Annotated in this window: 13 protein-coding genes; 9 read left to right on the top strand and 4 right to left on the bottom strand. The window is 63.4% G+C overall.

Features of this window, described 5'->3' with window-relative positions; translation table 11 throughout:
• The first annotated feature begins 94 nt into the window (after positions 1-94).
• The 6 genes from IVB50_RS40085 (at position 95) to IVB50_RS40060 (ending at position 6948) form a co-directional block, all read left to right on the top strand.
• Complete coding sequence (locus IVB50_RS40085) at positions 95-922, top strand: metal-dependent phosphohydrolase (RefSeq protein ID WP_026233269.1); 828 nt, start codon at positions 95-97, stop codon at positions 920-922.
• Positions 923-934: 12 nt separating this feature from the next.
• Positions 935-1825, top strand: coding sequence for an alpha/beta hydrolase (locus tag IVB50_RS40080; protein WP_018456941.1), 891 nt, complete (start codon positions 935-937; stop codon positions 1823-1825).
• Positions 1826-1960: 135 nt separating this feature from the next.
• Positions 1961-2587: a GTP cyclohydrolase I FolE gene (gene folE / locus IVB50_RS40075; RefSeq protein WP_018456940.1), complete on the top strand. Its 627-nt coding sequence runs from the start codon at positions 1961-1963 to the stop codon at positions 2585-2587.
• Between the two features lie 26 nt (positions 2588-2613).
• Positions 2614-4137, top strand: a complete 1524-nt coding sequence (locus tag IVB50_RS40070) for an FAD-dependent oxidoreductase (protein WP_247300203.1) — start codon at positions 2614-2616, stop codon at positions 4135-4137.
• 178 nt (positions 4138-4315) lie between these two features.
• Positions 4316-5524, top strand: a complete 1209-nt coding sequence (locus tag IVB50_RS40065; RefSeq protein ID WP_018456938.1) for an ABC transporter substrate-binding protein — start codon at positions 4316-4318, stop codon at positions 5522-5524.
• Positions 5525-5718: 194 nt separating this feature from the next.
• Complete coding sequence (locus IVB50_RS40060; protein WP_018456937.1) at positions 5719-6948, top strand: acyl-CoA dehydrogenase family protein; 1230 nt, start codon at positions 5719-5721, stop codon at positions 6946-6948.
• 87 nt (positions 6949-7035) lie between these two features.
• Here the strand turns inward: IVB50_RS40060 and IVB50_RS40055 are convergent, their stop codons facing one another.
• Entirely contained in the window at positions 7036-8373 is a 1338-nt protein-coding gene (locus IVB50_RS40055; protein ID WP_018456936.1) for an epoxide hydrolase, read from the bottom strand.
• 629 nt (positions 8374-9002) lie between these two features.
• Here IVB50_RS40055 and IVB50_RS40050 point away from each other — a divergent pair.
• Positions 9003-9494: a septal ring lytic transglycosylase RlpA family protein gene (locus IVB50_RS40050; protein ID WP_026233268.1), complete on the top strand. Its 492-nt coding sequence runs from the start codon at positions 9003-9005 to the stop codon at positions 9492-9494.
• 110 nt (positions 9495-9604) lie between these two features.
• Here the strand turns inward: IVB50_RS40050 and IVB50_RS40045 are convergent, their stop codons facing one another.
• The 3 genes from IVB50_RS40045 to IVB50_RS40035 all read right to left on the bottom strand — a co-directional run bounded on the left by IVB50_RS40045 (position 9605) and on the right by IVB50_RS40035 (position 14152).
• On the bottom strand, positions 9605-11509 hold the full coding sequence (locus IVB50_RS40045; RefSeq protein ID WP_247300316.1) for an AI-2E family transporter: 1905 nt from the start codon (positions 11507-11509) through the stop codon (positions 9605-9607).
• 169 nt (positions 11510-11678) lie between these two features.
• Entirely contained in the window at positions 11679-11993 is a 315-nt protein-coding gene (locus tag IVB50_RS40040; RefSeq protein WP_018456931.1) for a hypothetical protein, read from the bottom strand.
• Between the two features lie 419 nt (positions 11994-12412).
• The gene (locus IVB50_RS40035; RefSeq protein ID WP_247300202.1) at positions 12413-14152 is read right to left on the bottom strand and encodes a HAMP domain-containing methyl-accepting chemotaxis protein; all 1740 of its coding nucleotides are present in this window, start codon (positions 14150-14152) and stop codon (positions 12413-12415) included.
• 220 nt (positions 14153-14372) lie between these two features.
• On the opposite strand from IVB50_RS40035, the gene IVB50_RS40030 reads away from it, so the two are divergent.
• Entirely contained in the window at positions 14373-15755 is a 1383-nt protein-coding gene (locus tag IVB50_RS40030) for an ethanolamine ammonia-lyase subunit EutB (RefSeq protein WP_247300201.1), read from the top strand.
• Positions 15756-15906: 151 nt separating this feature from the next.
• Entirely contained in the window at positions 15907-17493 is a 1587-nt protein-coding gene (locus IVB50_RS40025) for a B12-binding domain-containing radical SAM protein (protein ID WP_247300200.1), read from the top strand.

Here is a 17493-nt window from a genome sequence, read left to right as displayed (position 1 = left end):
CGGCCAAGATGGGCTATGCTGGCGCCTGCGTCGAGGACGAGAATGAGATGTCGGGAATTGGCGTGGAAAACCACCGACAGACGGGGCTGCATCCATGATGACGTTACCGAAACTGGCGGCGGACTCCCTTGAAAAATTGCTGGGCTCGTTCATGCGTCGTCGGTTCGACGAGCCCTCTGCGCGCATCGTCGAGAGCGCAACCCGCACGGCGATGGAATGCATCGGCAATAGCGACGCGCTTTATCACAATATCGAGCATACGATGCTGGTGACGCTGGCGGGTCACTCCATCCTCAGCGGCCGATATCTTCACGCCCATCTGTCGGCGGAAGACTATGTCCATGTCCTGATCGCCTGCCTGGCCCATGACATCGGCTATGTGCGCGGCCTGTTCGAGGAGGATGACACCGATGGCTTCGTCATCGATGCAGCCGGCACCAAAGTGTCACTGCCGCGCGGCGCCTCGGATGCAAGCCTGATGATGTATCATGTCGACCGTTCCAAGCTTTATGTCTCGCGGCGGCTGCGACACATTCCGGGGCTCGATCCGGAGCGCATCGCCCGCGCCATCGAGGGCACCCGGTTTCCGGCCCGGGAAGGCCAGGACTATGACGACGAGGCCTCGATCCTGCGCGCGGCCGACTTCATCGGCCAGCTCGGCGACCCCAATTATCTGCGCAAGGCCAATGCGCTCTACTACGAGTTCGAGGAAGTCGGCATCAACCGCCAGCTCGGCTACGATTCGCCGGCCGACATCGTGAACCGCTATCCGCAGTTCTATTGGAATAGCGTCGCGCCGCACATCCAGACCGAGATCGGTTACCTCAACAAGACCGAGATCGGTCGGCAGTGGATCGCCAACCTCTACAGCAACGTGTTCCGCGCCGAACGTGACATCACGTTATCCGGGCCGCAAAAATAGCTCCGCTTTCTAATGCAACAAAAAACGGTCACCACCGATATCCTCGACATCGCCTATCGCGAATACGGCGCGCCGGACGGCTGGCCCTGCATCATGGGTCATGGCTTTCCCTACGACGTGAACGCCTATGCCGAGACTGCGCCGATCATGGCGCAAGCAGGCGCGCGGGTGCTGATGCCCTGGCTGCGCGGCTACGGGCCGACGCGATTCCGCTCCGCTGCGACGTTGCGCTCCGGCGAGCAGGCGGCGCTGGGCGCCGATCTGCTGGCCTTCATGGATGCGCTTGGAATTGCGCGCGCGGTCGTCGGCGGTTACGACTGGGGCGGGCGCGCAGCCTGCGTGGTCTCGGTGCTGCATCCGGAGCGCGTGATCGCGCTCGTCTCGGGCAATTCCTACAACATCCAGAACATCGCGCGCTCGATGGAGCCGGCTTCGCCACCGGAGGAGGCGGCACTCTGGTATCAATATCTCTTCCACAACGAACGCGGCCGCCGTGCGCTGGAGCGCAACCGGCGCGGTTTTGCGCGCCAGCTCTGGTCGATGTGGTCGCCGACATGGGCCTTCGACGACGCGACGTTTGAGACCAGCGCCATCTCGTTCGACAATCCCGATTTCGTCGATGTCGTGATCCACTCCTATCGACATCGTTACGCGCTGGTCGCGGGCGATCCCGCCTATGCCGCGATCGAGGCGAAGCTCGCCGCCCTGCCCCCGGTTCGGGTACCGACCATCGCGATCGACGGTGACAGCGACGGCGTCAATTCCGGCACCGCTCACCACGCAGGCAAATTCGTGGGCTTTTTCGAGCGGCGCGTCTTTACAGGGGCCGGCCACAATTTACCGCAGGAGCGGCCGGCCGAATGGGCCCAGGCCGTGCTCGATGTGCGGAAAGCGGCCTCGTAGAGCCGGGTTTCTCGTCCCACTGTCTTGCCGCTCTCACAGCTTCCAATTTTTCCTGATTCCGGGAACCTTTTCCGATCGCAGCCGTCCAAGCTGTGGGCCGCCTTCTGTATGCGGTTCGTTGCAGGGGAGTTTTCGATGAAGACGCAAACGCGCAGGCTGGAACGTGTCGCGGTCGCGCAGGCGCCGAGCGAGCGGCCTGAGAGGGCGGAGGTCGAGCAGGCGATCCGGACCATGATCCGCTGGGCCGGCGACGATCCCGCGCGCGACGGTCTGCGCGATACGCCGGACCGGGTCGCGCGCGCCTTCGAGGAGTATTTCTCCGGCTATGCGCAGGATCCGACCGAAATCCTGCAAAAGACCTTTGAGGAGATCGAAGGCTATGACGAGATGATCGTCCTGCGCGGCGTTCGCTTCGAAAGCCATTGCGAGCACCACATGGCACCGATCGTCGGCCGCGCCTGGGTCGCTTATATCCCGCAAGGGCGCGTCGTCGGCATCTCCAAGCTCGCGCGTCTCGTCGACATCTACGCCAAGCGGCTTCAGATCCAGGAGAAGATGACCGCGCAGATCGCCAACACGATCAACGATGTGCTGAGGCCCGAAGGCGTCGGGGTCATCATCAAGGCGACGCATCACTGCATGACCACGCGTGGCGCACATAAGCCCGGGACAGATCTCGTCACCAGCCGCATGCTCGGCGTGTTCCGCGACAATGCGCTGACACGCCAGGAGCTGCTGGGGCTGGCCAATTCGGACGATTGATCCGCGACGGCTCAAGGAGGCAACGGATGACCGAAGACAAGAAGCCAAGCGGGCCCGACCTGAGCCGAAGCGTGACGCTCGCCGAATTCAAGGACGGCAAATTGCTCGGCCATGTCGGCGAGGAAGACGTCCTGCTGGTGCAGGCCGGCAGCGAGATCTTTGCGATCGAGCCGGCCTGCAGCCACTATCACGGTCCGCTCGCAGAAGGACTGGTGGTTGGCGACACCATCCGCTGTCCCTGGCATCACGCCTGCTTCTCCTTGCGGTCAGGCGAGGCGACCCGTCCGCCGGCGCTGAATGCGCTGGCGTTGTGGGAGGTCTCGCGCGATCAGGACAAGATCATCGTTCAGCGCAAGCGCGAGATGCCGAAGCCTCCGGCGCGTCACCGGACGGCGCCAACGCCGGAAAAATTCGTCATCATCGGTGGCGGCGCGGCGGGTTTCGCGGCGGCGGAGACGCTCCGTCGCGAGGGCTTTGCCGGCGCCATCACCATGCTCAGCAATGACAGCGCGATGCCGGTCGACCGGCCCAATCTTTCCAAGGATTACCTCGCGGGCAACGCGCCGGAGGATTGGCTGCCGCTGCGGGGCCAGGACTATTATCGGGACGCCGGCATCGATCTCAGGCTCAACACGAATGTTGCCGCGATCGAGGCGAAGACGCGCAGCGTGACGCTGGGCAACGGCGACAGGCTGCCGTTCGACCGGCTGCTACTCGCGACAGGCGCCGAGCCGGTCCGATTGCAGATTCCGGGTGCCGACCAGCCTCATGTCTACACCCTGCGCTCCGTCGCCGACAGCCGCGCCATCATCAAGGCGGCCGGCACCGCCAGGCGTGCACTGGTGATCGGCGCCAGCTTCATCGGCCTCGAAGTTGCGGCCTCCTTGCGGGCACGCAAGATCGAGCTCCACGTGGTCGCGCCGGACGAACGGCCGATGCAGAAGGTGCTCGGTCCCGAGATGGGCGACTTCGTGCGCGCGCTGCATGAGGAGAACGGCGTCAACTTCCATCTCGAGGACACCGTGGAAAAGCTGGACGGCACGCGCGCCACGTTGAAGAGCGGCGGCGTGATCGAGGCCGACCTGGTCGTGGTCGGGATCGGCGTCAAGCCGCGCCTTGCGCTTGCCGAGCAGGCGGGGCTTGCGGCCGATCGGGGCGTCAGCGTGAGCGAATATCTGGAGACCAGCGTATCCGGCATCTTCGCCGCCGGCGACATCGCGCGCTGGCCCGATCCGCATTCGCGGCAAACCATCCGCGTCGAGCACTGGGTGGTGGCGGAGCGGCAGGGCCAGACCGCGGCGCGCAACATGCTCGGCAAGCGCGAGCGCTTCGAGGCCGTGCCGTTCTTCTGGTCGCAGCACTATGACGTGCCGATCAACTATGTCGGCCACGCCGAGAGCTTCGACGACATCGCGATCGACGGCAGCATTTGTGGCAAGGACTGCCTGCTGAAGTATCGCAAGGGCGGCCGCGTTCTTGCGATTGCTTCAATTTATCGCGATCTCGACAATCTCAAGGCCGAGTTGGAGATGGAGCGGACACGCGGCTGAGGCGCGCATCCGTCTCGATTTGCGTCAATGGTGCTGCCCGCGAGGGCGGCTGTGCACCGGCTGATCAGCAACTCGACGCAAGACCGCCTTGCGGAACTCCGCTGATCTGACGTGCTGGCAAGAAGCAGCACGCCGCGCGCCTTCCGAGTCGCGCGGCGATCATCACCGGGGAGAAACCATGAAAGCCGCTTTGGTCCTGGCTGCAGCCTTGGCTGCCTGCCTGTCCACGCCTGTCTCCGCGCAGAAATCCTACGGTCCCGGCATCAGCGACACCGAGATCAAGATCGGCAACACCATGCCCTATAGCGGCCCCGCTTCGCCCCTCGGTATCACCGGCAGGGTGATCTCGGCCTATTTCGACGAGGTCAATGAGAAGGGCGGGATCAACGGCCGCAAGCTCAATCTCCTGTCGCTCGACGACGCCTTCTCGCCGCCGAAGACCATGGAAGCGGCGCGGCGGCTGGTCGAGGGTGACGGCGTCGCCTTCATCTTCGCGACCATGGGCACGGCGCCAAGCTCGGCGATCGCGAAATATCTCAACAGCAACAAGGTGCCGCAGCTGTTTCTGATCAGCTCGGCCTCGAAGTGGAACGATCCCGCCAACATGCCCTGGTCGATGGCGCTGCCATGGGCACCGAACTACACCAGCGAGGCCGCGATCGACGTCGCCTATGCCCGCGCCAAGAACCCGAATGCGCGCTTCGCGGTGCTCTATCAGAACGACGACGCCGGCAAGGAATATCTGCGCGGCGTCAAGGAAGCGCTTGGTGCCGACGCCGACAAGGCGATCGCGATGGCGTCGAGCTTCGAGGTCGCCGACCCCACCGTCGATTCCCAGGTGCTGACGCTCGCCAACACCAAGGCCGACGTGTTCATGATCTATTCGGTGACGCCGCGCGCCTGCGCCCAGGCGATTCGGAAAGCGCATGAGGTCGGCTGGCAGGCGACGCGCTTCCTCGCCTCGGGCTGTGCCAACAAGGCGACCGTGATGGTCCCGGCCGGCCTCGATGCCGGCAAGGGCGTGCTCTCGCTCGGCTCGCTCAAGCCGTTCGTCGAGGCGCCGAAGGACGATCCGGCGATGACGGCCTATATCGATTTCATGAAGAAGCGCCTGCCCAATGCCGACGTCAACAACGTCGCGGGTCTCTACGGCTACACCGTCGCCGAGGCATTGGTGGTCTTGCTGAAGCAGTGCAAGGACAATCTGACGCGCGAGAACATCATGGCGCAGGCGGCCAATTTGAAGAACGTGCCGCTATCGCTACTGATGCCCGGCATCACCCTCAACACCACGCCGCAGGATTTCCGCCCGATCAAGGACGGCTATATGCTCCAGTTCAATGGCAACGACTGGATCGTCGCCAGCGAGCTGCTGCGCGGCACGTGAGGGGCACGCGAGCGGCAGCATAGACAGTGCACCCTCTCCCCTTGCGGGAGAGGGTGGATCGCCGCGAAGCGGCGAGCCGGGTGAGGGGTATCTCTCCGCGAGTCGTCTCTACATTTGAACTCGCGGATACAACCCCTCATCCGGCGCTTCGCGCCACCTTCTGCCACAAGGGGAGAAGGGAACAGGAGGACCCCATGGATTTTCAACACTCCGAACGTTCGCTGGAGCTGCAGGAGCGGGTCCGCCGGTTCATGCGGACGCATGTCGAGCCGGTCGAGGAGCTCTACTACGAGCAGGTGAAGCCGGAAGCGACACGCTACAGGACGCCGCAGATCCTTCAGGACCTGAAGCGGCTGGCGCGCGAGCAGGGGCTTTGGAACCTGTTCCTCTCCGGCGAGCACGGCCAGGATCCCAACAACACTGGCTTGACCAATCTCGAATACGCGCCGGTGAAGGAGATCATGGGCCGCATCCTCTGGGCGCCGGAGGTGTTCAATTGCTCGGCGCCCGACGTCGGCAACATGGAGGTGCTGGCCAATTACGGTACGCCGGCGCAGCAGGAGCGCTGGCTGAAGCCACTGCTGGAAGGGCGCATCCGCTCCGGCTTCTCGATGACGGAGCCGCAGGTTGCCTCCAGCGATGCCACCAACATCCAGTGCGAGATCAGGCGCGACGGCGGCGACTACGTCATCAACGGCCGCAAATGGTTCACCTCGGGCGCGATGAACGAGGATTGCGAGATCCTGATCGTGATGGGCAAGACCGCGCCCGACGATCCCGATCGCCACCGCCAGCAATCCATGATCCTGGTGCCGAGAGCGACGCCTGGCGTGCGCATCGTCCGCGACATGCTGACCTACGGCTATGACGACGCGCCGGTCGGCCATCCCGAGATCGTCTACGAGAACGTTCGCGTGCCCGCGGAGAACATCCTGCTCGGCGAGGGCCGCGGCTTCGAGATCGCGCAAGGCAGGCTCGGCCCCGGCCGTATCCACCATTGTATGCGGCTGATCGGCTGCGCCCAGCGCGCGCTCGAATTGATGTGTCAGCGCGCGGTCTCCCGCACGGCCTTCGGCAAGCCGCTCGCAGAACAGGGCTCGGTGCGTGAGGACATCGCGCACTCATTCTGCGAGATCGCGCAGGCGCGGCTCTTGACGCTGCAAGCCGCCGACAGGATGGACCGCGAGGGCAACAAGATCGCGCGCGACCTGATTGCGGCCGCCAAGATCGTGGTGCCCAGCATGGCCGCCCGCGTTATCGACCGCGCCATCCAGATCCACGGCGCTGCCGGCGTCTCGCAGGACACGTTCCTGGCGCGTGCTTACGTCTACGCCCGCTTCATCCGCATCGGCGACGGACCGGATCAGGTGCATCTGGCCGCGGTGGGGAAGGAGCTGATCAAGCGTGGCGGGGTGATGGGCTAGCAAACGCCATCACTGACGGCCCCATTTCTTCTTTCCCGCGCAAAGCAAGGCGGCATGAACACCTTGCCGGCGGCGCCTTGACCACCGTCACTGGACCAGATGTGCGGGCCGAAGGGGCCTGAATGCGGCGCGCAGCTCGGCGGAGAAAAGCGCCGGCTGCTCCCAGGCAGCAAAATGACCGCCTTTGTCGACCTCGTGGAAGTAGGTCAGGTTGCGATAGGCGCGCCGGGCCCACGTCTCCGGGGCTTGATAGCTCTCGCCCGGGAAGACCGTGATGGCCACCGGCAGTGAGATCTCCGCAGTCTTCTCCGGACCTGCAAGGGCGGGACTGCGCCCGCTATATTCCCAGTAAAGTCGCGCCGAGGAGGTGGCGCTGTTCGTCAACCAGTACAGCGTGATGTCGTCCAGCACCTCGTCGCGGGATTTTTCGGAGTCGGTGTCGTCGAACTTCCAATGCGAGAAGCCGGGATGTCCGAGCATCCAGGCTGCCAGGCCCGCGGGAGAATCCGTCAAGCCATAGCCGATCGTTTGCGGCCTCGTTCCCATCATCAGCGCGTAGGACCGGTTGCCCATCTTGCCGGCCGCACTGAATGCATCGAACGCCGCGCGTTCCTTGGCGGAGAGGTCTGCCGGAGCAGGCCCGCCGGCCGCGAGGATCGCGGCGATATCGGGCGGGACGATCGCCGGCAAGTTGATATGGATGCCGAGCAAGCCTGCCGGCGCCAGCCGTGCCATCGCACTCGAGACCGGCGAGCCCCAGTCGCCGCCCTGCGCGACATAGTGGGTGTAGCCCAGGCGCTTCATCAGTTCCGCCCAGATGCGCGCTGTGTGGTCGGGACCCCAACCGGTATCGACCGGCTTGCCGGAGAAGCCATAGCCGGGCATCGAGGGGATCACGACGTCGAACGCGTCTTCGGCCCGGCCCGCATGGGCCGTCGGATCGGTGAGTGGATCGATCAGCTTGAGCTGCTCGAAAACCGATCCCGGCCAGCCATGGGTTATGACGACAGGGAGGGCATTGGGATGTTTGGAGCGGACATGAATGAAGTGGATGTCGATGCCGTCGATGTTGGTGACGAACTGCGGAAGTCGATTCATCCTCGCTTCGATCTTGCGCCAGTCGTAGGCCGTCCCCCAATAGTTGACGAGGGGCTGGAGCTTCGCCAGCGGGATACCTTGGGACTGATCGGAAACAGTCTCGCGATCAGGCCATCGCGTCGCCAAAACGCGCCGCCGAAGCTCGACAAGGTCCTCCTCCGGCACGGCAATGTGGAAGGGGTGAATTGTGCTTTCGCCCGCGGCCGCCGCTGCACGCAGCGGAAACACGCTCGCGGAAATCGCCGCTGAAACTCCAATCGCTACGGTGCTCAAAAGCGCGCGCCGGCTTCTGTCGATGGTGTTCTCGGAATTGTATGGCATCGGCATGGGACACCCTCCTGGCTTCAGGCGATCGGAGCCTGCGGAGCAGGGCAGTCCTTCGTCTGGCTCTGCAACATGGCTCGGAAGCCGGTCAATAGCTCGTTAAGGCTTGTTAGATGCTGTGAGCAGTTGCGACTGATGCAGGGGCAAGGTGAAGAAAGACAAGTTCAGCAGTTCTGTCCCTTGTCCCCCGACAAGGACGGAGTAGACAAGCTGATCGGATCTGTGCGTCGGCTCCTTGTCCATGAACGCATTCAGCAGCGGGCCTTGCTGCGCGAGGACATTGCAAACTCCCTCTGTGACATCGCGCAAGCAAGCCTTCTCACGCAGGTGGCAGCCTCCGTCGCTGCGATGATCGCTTCTGCGAAAACTCGCCGATGAGAATGAAAACACGGTCAGGCGGGCGAGCGCACCGATTATCCTGATTGGTCGCGCTATGAGAGTCATGTCGCGCTATTTCGCCGCGGCTCTCGTCGTCATGCTGTTGACGCAATGTCTGTCTTAGACGGCGACAACTAAAACACGGTGCTGGAACTATTGCGGTTCCTCCAACGGTTCCGGAGCCAGGGGTTGGCTCGACCCGCAAAACGATTTGCGGCATCGGAACTGAACAATCGAAAATCACAGGAGATATAATGGGGTTCCGATCGAGCGCCGCAATTTGCGGCGCCATGATTGCGCTTGCCGTTTCCGTTTCTGTAGCGCGATGTGAAGCTGGTGGGGTTCACTCAAACGCTGTCGACGATGCCGCTTCCGGGGAAGCGATCGTTGGCGCGGCATCCATGTACAATCCGTTCAAGCCGGGCAAAGAGGAGGGCGGCCCGAAGACGGCTTCCGGCGAGCGCTATGATCCCTCGGTGTGGTCGGCTGCCATCAAGACGAGCTTGCGTAAGAAATTCGGTGGGGTCCAATTTGGCGCGAAGCCGAAATACGCCCTCGTCGAGGCCGTCGGCAAGAAGGTCATCGTCAGGATAAATGACGTGGGACCGCTAAGGCCTGGCCGCATCATCGACTTCAATGAGCGGACGATGCGCCATTTCGATCCGAGCCTGGAGCGCGGGGTCATTCCTGACGTAAAAGTCCGACCGCTTGCCGGCGGCGATTGGACCCCCGGACCGGTTGGCTGAACGTCGCACCAGAAGGTCGCGCAGTACGACCGAAGGTCCCGACGCCATCGCCATGATGACATCACGGTTTGCTGCGCGCCCGCAGCAGCCATGTCTACGCGTCTAAACTACTAAGCGGCCGTGATCTTCGAAATCTGGCCTTCGGCTCCTGTGCCAAGGCCATCCACACCTGTCGCCTCTATGCAGAGTTTAAGCGCTCCGCCCAGAGTTGCAGCAGCCAGATCCGCCTTGGCACCTTCCCGCAGGCTTTCCAGCGCCGCTGGCTCGATGTCCTTCATCCAGCAACCCAGAATGATTGTGGCCTTCGGCAATTTACGGCGAAGCCGTCGCACCGAGTAACGCATATGGGCAGGGCTGCTTGCATCCATATAGACGAGGCAGACAATGGCGACCCCGTCGGTCTCCAGCCGGAAGATATTCGCCGTCGACAACGCTTCCGCTGCCTCGACTCTGGCCGACAAGCCATGCGCGCCGGTCAGTTGAGCCAGCATGATCGCAGCGGCTTCGTCGATCGGATTTCGCCCGGCCACACAGAGGACGGGATGTTCGCCTTGCCATCCAGCGGGCAAGTCCTCCTTGCGCAGAACCCGCAGACTCTCATAAGGCGCGTCCTCAGCCACGCCTTCTATGGCAGATGTAGCTTCGACATCTGTTGTCGGGCCGACCTTCGGCGGCAGACGCTCATCCTGCTCCGAAATGTTATTGGCAAATTCCTGGACCGCATCCCTGATTTTGGTCAGCCGGTCGGGAGCCAGAGCGCCGCGCTCGGCATCCACTTGAGCCAGTTGCAGTCCTCGCAGGGCGACTTCGTCGTAATAGGAGCTAAGAGATCGCTCCTTCAAGAACTCCTCGGCTTTTGCCGATGCTTCTGTCGGATCGCCGGCGAGCATCCGCTGATAGAATATCTCGGGCGGAGAGAGTGCTGGTCGGTCTCCAAACATGACGTCCAGGAACTCCAGCCGCTCGACATGGCGGCCCAGTACGACGAGACACACCGTGAGTGGTGTCGCCAGAACGAGGCCGATCGGACCCCAGAGCGCCGTCCAGAACGTCGCAGAAGCCACAACGGCCACCGGCGACAGTCCCGTGCTGTGTCCATAGACCATCGGCTCCAGCACATGGCCGACGACGGGCTCCACCACCACGAACAGCGCGATCGTCCAAAGCAGCATCGTCCAGGTTGGATCGACCGCGACCGCGAGAGCGAGAGGAAAGGCGGCGGCGATGACCGCCCCGATGTAAGGCACGAAGCGCAGCACTGCTGCCAGAATACCCCACAGGATCGCGCTTGGAACGCCGATCAGCCAGAGACCCGTTCCGATGATGATGCCGAAGCTGCCGTTCACGAGAAGCTGGATAAGGAAAAGCCGGCTGAGGCGGCTCGCCGCGTCATCAAGGGCAGCCGTGGTGCGCTGCAGGTCATCCGAACCGGCCAGCCTGATCAGACGATTACGAAGATCCTCGCGTTGAAGCAAAATGAAGATCACGAATATGACGATGATCCCGGTCGTTGCGAGCGGATGAAGCAAGGGTGAAATCAGCGTTTGCAAGCTCTCCAGCGCGCCGGGATCGGGCTGAAGCACTTCCACAGGAACGGGCCTCGGCGCGGCCGCTTTCGGAGCTGCTATGGTGCCCAACGAATTCGCGGCCTCCTTGGGCTTGTCGAGTTCTTTGCTGAGGTCCTTCAACATGCTCGAAGCCCGCTCGAGCGTGCCTCGACCAGCGGTGGTCTCACGGAAGGATTGGATCTTCTCGCTTATTGTGGACTGATATCGCGGCAAATCGCCAGCCAGCTGCGTGAGTTGGGTAGCAAGGAGACTGCCCATCGCAAATATGAATGCGAAGGCGATCACGACCACGCTCACCACAGCCAAACTGCGTGGAATGCGCAGACGCTGAACCAGTCGAACCAGGGGCGCCAGCACGAAGCTGAGCAAGACGGCCAGCGCTATGGGGATGATGATCTCGCGACCATAATACAGCACCATGACAATGATCGCGGCGAGAATGGCCATCGCCACGGCGCTCAATAGCGAAATCAATTCTTCCGGTGTTCGTGCTTTGAATGGCTGCCTGATCACAGCTCCTCGCTAGGCCGGGAAAAGCGGCGAGTTTGTTGACGTCCAGTGAGTTCAAAAAAGCCGCGGATTGCTCCGCGGCTTTTGCATTCACAGGATTCGTATCTCAGTAGCGGTCGGTGCCGATCCCGACGCTCACGCCGGGAGCGCGGAAGCCGATGCCGCTGCGCTCTTCATAGCCGCGCCGCTCGATGTAGCGCTCGCGAGGCGCATATCCGTAGGAATCGCGCCCTTCGCGGATGATGACACGGCGTTCGCCGCGCTCACGCCAGCAACGACCGTCTTCGTTGCAGACCATGCGCACGTTCTGAATGTTGCTGTCCGGAGCGACAGACAGGGTGGGAGACAGCGGGGCTGCAGCAGCGGCGGTCACGAGAAGGGTACTTGCTGCGGCCGCCAGAGCGGCTGTGAAAAATTTCATCGTGTTTCTCCCAAATGTGATGTGTCAGTGAGGCAATAGACTGGGAACCCAATGGTTCCATGGCTGAACAGATATCGTCAGCTGCCGCCATTCTGTTCGCAGGCATTCCCTGCCCGAAAGACAGGTGAACTCGCCATGATTGGCGATCATGACCTGGAAGATGGGATTGCGGAGAGAGGCATCGCGCGGTCTCTGTGAAGATCGGCTTCGAGATCCTGCCGGCCCAGCGCGGAAAGCTCCAACATTGACATCATGCTCCTGTTTTGCCCGACGGAGCAAGTAGATTCGTCAAATCCGCAGAGGATCGGGGCGGTGGCCAAGCCATTGAAATCGCTGTCCCCGGCTACTGTGCATGGGGTTGTTTTCGCGTTTTTGATGGAGCGACCCCACCGCCGGCTCTGTTGGCGATGGACGTGCGGCTACCCGGCCTTGGCGATGCGGCCGTCCGCCGCGCCCGAGCGCAGGTTCTGGAAGAACTTCTCCACCTCGCACGACAGCGTCTCCGCCGTCTCGGTCACGCTGCTCGCAGCCCTCAGCACCGAGGAGGCCGCAGTATCGGTCTCGCCGATGGCGTCGCGGAGCGAGCTGATGTTGGCGACGAGGGTCTCGTTGCCTTGGGCAGCCGATTGCGCGTTGGACGAGATCTCGCGCGTGGCGGCGTCCTGCTGGCCGATGGCGCCGGCGATCGCCGAGGTGACGTCGTTGATCTCGCGCACCGCGCCGCCGATCTCGCGGACGGCGTCGACCGCGTTGCGGGTGGAGGACTGGATCATCGAGACGTTTTCGCTGATGTCGGCGGTCGCTTTCGCGGTCTGCCCCGCGAGCGCCTTCACTTCGTGTGCGACGACGGCAAAGCCGCGGCCAGCATCGCCCGCGCGCGCCGCTTCGATGGTGGCATTGAGCGCGAGCAGATTGGTCTGCTCGGCGATCGCCTGGATCAGGCTGAGCACGCCGTCGATGCGTTGCGTGGCGGCCGCCAGGCTCTCGATCTCGGCAATCGATTTCTCGGTGCGCTGCCCGGTCTGCTCGACCGCGCTGGCGGATTGCCGCACCTGCCGGCCGATCTCCACCACCGACGCAGACAGCTCCTCGGCCGCGCCTGCCACCGCCGTGACGTTGTGCGATGCCTGTTCGGTGGCGTTCGCCGCCGTGCCGGCGCGACTGCTCGCGTCCGCGGTGACGCGGGTGATGGTCTGCGCCGTCTCGCGCATGACGGAGGCGTTGTCGCTGAGGCCGCGCATGATCGCGCCGATCGCCTCGCGAAACGCGTCGACGGATTGCTCGATGTGGCGGGCGCGCTCCTCGCGCGCGGCGGAGTCCTGCGAGACCTGCGAGGCGAGGTTGCGGTTGCGCCCCATCGCGTCCTGGAAGATCTGGATCGCGCGCGCCAGTGCGCCGATCTCGTCGGCGCGGTCAGAGTGGGGCACCACGACGTTCTCGGCGCCGTCAGCGACCTGCTTGATGGTCGCGGTGATGGCGGAGAGCGGGCGTGCGATCGAGCGGGCGATGATGACGATGCCGATCACGACGAGGGCGAGCGCCACGCCGGCGAGGCAGGTCAGGACGAAGGACAGGATGCGATTGGTCTCGGTCTCGTGCGCGATTTGCCTCGCGCGCTCGGAATAGACTTTGGACAGCGCCTCGAGATCCTTGTTCAGCGCCGAGCGCACGGCGCGGTTGGCGTCGTTGTCGCCCCATTCGCGGCCCGCGGCCGCATTGATCTCGACGCCGCGGCGCACCAGCTCCTTGCGAAACTCGACGAACTGCTCGATGCGCTTCTTGAAGGTGGCGAACTGCTCGGCATCGTCAGCCTTGACGATGGTCTCCCAGCGCTTCACGACGTCGAGGATCTGGGCGTTGAACTTGAGCAGGCCCTCGCCGTATTTCTTCACCACGGCCGGTTCGGTCGACATGTAGACGCCGCGCGATTCCATCACGACCGCATAGACCAGCGAGTTGACCCGCTCAACGTTCAGCGCGGCGGCGTTCGCGGTCTCGATCGCGGTGGTCAGCTCGGCACCGCGGCGGCTGTTGTAGTCGGACAGCATCGCGATCGCGGCCGTGAGCAGCGCGAACAGCGCGAAGATCGCGTAGAGCTTGTTGGCAAGCGTGAAGCGGCCGGCGAGGCCGGCGGCATTCCCAGATTGGTCGGTTTTCATGGTTTCAGGGGCCCGAATGGCCGGGAGCGGCCGGAGAGCGCGGTCGTAACAAATCGATGCAAAACTATGCAGAATGAAGATGGACGCAGCGTTAACGCCGGGTTTGGCCTCCTTCGCCCTCGGTCGAAAGAAAGGTCGATATTTCAGCGTCTTGATCTGAAGGTATAGTCTTGGGATTGCCCTGGAGTCGGCCTTTGGCCGACGAACCCCGGAGAGACCCTTGGTCTACCGCCACACCATCGACGCCACGACGTACGCATTCCCTGATCTGCGCGATCTGCTCGCCAAGGCGACGCCGCCGCGCTCCGGCGACCGGCTGGCCGGGATCGCCGCCGCCAGTGCCGAACAGATGATCGCGGCGCGGATGGTGCTGGCCGACGTCCCTCTCGGGCAGTTCTTACAGGAAGCCGTCATCCCCTATGAGACCGACGAGGTCACCCGCCTCGTTATCGACAGCCACGACGCCAAGGCGTTCGCGCCGGTGGCTTCGCTGACGGTCGGCGCCTTTCGCGACTGGCTGCTATCGGACGCCGCGACGCCCGAAATCTTGCGCAAGCTGGCCGGCGGCATCACTCCGGAGATGGCCGCCGCGGTCTCGAAGCTGATGCGCAACCAGGATTTGATCCTGGCGGCGCGGAAATGCGAGGTCACCACCGCTTTCCGCAACACCATCGGCCTGAAGGGCCGGATGAGCACCCGGCTCCAGCCCAACCATCCCTTCGACGACGCCAGGGGCATCACCGCCTCCATCCTCGACGGCATCCTGCTCGGCGCCGGCGATGCCTGCATCGGCATCAACCCGGCGAGCGACGACCCGGCCGTGATCGGCCAATTGCTGCGGCTGCTCGACGAGGTCATCGCGCGGCTCAAGATCCCGACCCAAGGATGCGTGCTGACCCATGTCACCACGACATTGTCGCTGATCGGGCAGGGGGCGCCGGTCGACCTCGTGTTCCAGTCGGTCGCCGGCACCGAGGCCGCCAACCGCAGTTTCGGCGTCAACCTCGCGCTCCTCAAGGAGGCCCAAGAGGCCGGGCTGTCGCAGAAGCGCGGCACGGTCGGGCAGAACGTGATGTATTTCGAGACCGGGCAGGGCTCGGCGCTATCGGCCAATGCCCATCACGGCGTCGACCAGCAGACCTGCGAGGCCCGCGCCTATGCGGTGGCCCGCGCCTTTGCGCCCCTCCTGGTCAACAGCGTGGTCGGCTTCATCGGCCCGGAATATCTCTACGACGGCAAGGAAATCATCCGGGCGGGGCTGGAGGATCACTTTTGCGGCAAGCTGCTCGGCCTGCCGCTTGGGATCGACATCTGCTACACCAACCACGCCGAGGCGGACCAGGACGACATGGACAATCTGCTGACGCTGCTTGCGGCGGCCGGCGTCACCTTCATCATGGGTGTCCCCGGCGCCGATGACGTCATGCTGAACTATCAATCCACGTCTTTTCACGACGCGCTCTATGTCCGCGACGTCTTCGGATTGCGTCGTGCGCCGGAATTCGACGACTGGCTGGCGCAGTCGGGCATTGCGGGCGCTGACTTCCGTCTTGCCGGCGATGCAGGCCTGCTGCCCGATTTTGCCTCACGGTTGATCGCGTGACGTGGCGGAAGCACCCGGTGGCCCGAGGAAACCATTGGTGCCCAAGGGAATTAAGCTCTGCCACAATATTGAGAAATTCCGGCGGCAGCATTACGCTATGTAGCTGTCTGGCAATTTCCGCAGCTAAGTCGAGCGTGGCGGGGGAGCTTTGATGCGAGCTGAAAGTAACGGGACGTCCCGGCGGATTCTCTGCGTGTTTCCGCGATACACATCCTCGTTCGGGACGTTCGAGCATTCCTACCCCCTGACCGATGGCGTCCGCGCCTTCATGCCGCCGCAGGGACTTTTGCTGCTCGCGGCCTATCTGCCCAGGGAATGGCAGGTCAAATTCGTCGACGAGAACCTTCGCCGTACGACCAGAGAAGAGTTCGAATGGGCCGAGGCGGTCTTCGTCAGCGGCATGCACATCCAGCGCCAGCAGATGAACGATATCTGCCGCCGCGCCCACGAGTTCGATCTGCCAGTCGCGCTCGGCGGTCCCTCCGTCAGCGCCTGTCCGGACTATTATCCGTCGTTCGACTATCTCCATGTCGGCGAGCTCGGCGATGCCACCAATCAGCTGCTCGAGATCTTGTCGCGCGATACCTCCCGTCCGGAAGCGCAGGTGGTGCTGACCACCAAGGACCGCGTGCCGATGACGGAGTTTCCGATCCCGGCCTACGAGCTCGCCGACGTGAAGAAATACTTCCTCGGCAGCATCCAGTATTCCAGCGGCTGTCCGTATCAGTGCGAGTTCTGCGACATCCCCGGCCTCTATGGCCGCAACCCGCGCCTCAAGTCGCCGGAGCAGATCATCGCCGAACTCGACCGCCTGCGGGAATGCGGCATGACCGACACGGTCTATTTCGTCGACGACAATTTCATCGGCAACCGCAAGGCGGCGCTCGACCTCCTGCCGCATCTGATCGAATGGCAGAAGAGGACCGGCTACATGGTGCGGCTCGCCTGCGAGGCGACGCTCAACATCGCCAAGCGGCCGGAAATCCTCGAGAAGATGCGCGAGGCCTATTTCGTCACCATCTTCTGCGGCATCGAGACGCCCGACCCCGATGCGCTGAAGGCGATGCACAAGGACCACAACATGATGGTCCCGATCCTCGAGGGCGTGCAAACCATCAACTCCTACGGCATGGAGGTCGTGTCCGGCATCATCATGGGGCTCGACACCGACAAGCCGAACACTTCGGAGGCGCTGCTCGCCTTTGTCGAGGAGTCCCGAATTCCGCTGCTCACGATCAACCTGCTTCAGGCGCTGCCGAAGACGCCGCTGTGGGACCGTCTGGAGCGCGAGGGGCGCCTGGTCGAGGACGACGGGCGCGATTCCAATGTTGACTTCCTGTTGCCCTACGACGACGTCGTTGCGTCCTGGAAGCACGCCATGGCCGTCGCCTACGAGCCCGAGAAGGTCTACGGGCGCTTCCAGTATCAATGCGACCACGTTTACGTGCACCGCCTCAAGATGCCAACGCCGGACGAGATGAAGACCTGGACCAACATCAGGCGCGGCCTCGTCATGCTGCGAAACATCTTCTGGAAGGTCGGCGTGCTCGGCGACTACAAGCGCGTGTTCTGGAAGTTCGCGCTGGGCCGCATCAAGCGCGGTGATCTCGAAGGGCTGATCGGCTGCACCCTGATCGCGCACCATCTCATCACTTTTGCGCGGGCGGCCTCGACCGGCCAGCAAAACGCCTCGAACTATTCGATCCGGCTACGCGAGGCCTCCGTCCCCGCCGAATGA

This window comes from Bradyrhizobium sp. 87, assembly GCF_023073015.1.
GTDB lineage: Bacteria > Pseudomonadota > Alphaproteobacteria > Rhizobiales > Xanthobacteraceae > Bradyrhizobium > Bradyrhizobium canariense_D.
The sequence above is the reverse complement of the archived record's forward strand: the minus strand, read 5'-3'. Positions and strand labels throughout refer to the sequence as shown.

Bases quoted from the DNA above. Each gene is read 5' to 3' on its own strand.
- IVB50_RS40085 (WP_026233269.1), top strand. From the start codon at position 95: ATGATGACGTTACCGAAACTGGCGGCGGACTCCCTTGAAAAATTGCTG.
- IVB50_RS40080 (WP_018456941.1), top strand. From the start codon at position 935: ATGCAACAAAAAACGGTCACCACCGATATCCTCGACATCGCCTATCGC.
- folE (WP_018456940.1), top strand. From the start codon at position 1,961: ATGAAGACGCAAACGCGCAGGCTGGAACGTGTCGCGGTCGCGCAGGCG.
- IVB50_RS40070 (WP_247300203.1), top strand. From the start codon at position 2,614: ATGACCGAAGACAAGAAGCCAAGCGGGCCCGACCTGAGCCGAAGCGTG.
- IVB50_RS40065 (WP_018456938.1), top strand. From the start codon at position 4,316: ATGAAAGCCGCTTTGGTCCTGGCTGCAGCCTTGGCTGCCTGCCTGTCC.
- IVB50_RS40060 (WP_018456937.1), top strand. From the start codon at position 5,719: ATGGATTTTCAACACTCCGAACGTTCGCTGGAGCTGCAGGAGCGGGTC.
- IVB50_RS40055 (WP_018456936.1), bottom strand. From the start codon at position 8,373: ATGCCGATGCCATACAATTCCGAGAACACCATCGACAGAAGCCGGCGC.
- IVB50_RS40050 (WP_026233268.1), top strand. From the start codon at position 9,003: ATGGGGTTCCGATCGAGCGCCGCAATTTGCGGCGCCATGATTGCGCTT.
- IVB50_RS40045 (WP_247300316.1), bottom strand. From the start codon at position 11,509: ATGGCCATTCTCGCCGCGATCATTGTCATGGTGCTGTATTATGGTCGC.
- IVB50_RS40040 (WP_018456931.1), bottom strand. From the start codon at position 11,993: ATGAAATTTTTCACAGCCGCTCTGGCGGCCGCAGCAAGTACCCTTCTC.
- IVB50_RS40035 (WP_247300202.1), bottom strand. From the start codon at position 14,152: ATGAAAACCGACCAATCTGGGAATGCCGCCGGCCTCGCCGGCCGCTTC.
- IVB50_RS40025 (WP_247300200.1), top strand. From the start codon at position 15,907: ATGCGAGCTGAAAGTAACGGGACGTCCCGGCGGATTCTCTGCGTGTTT.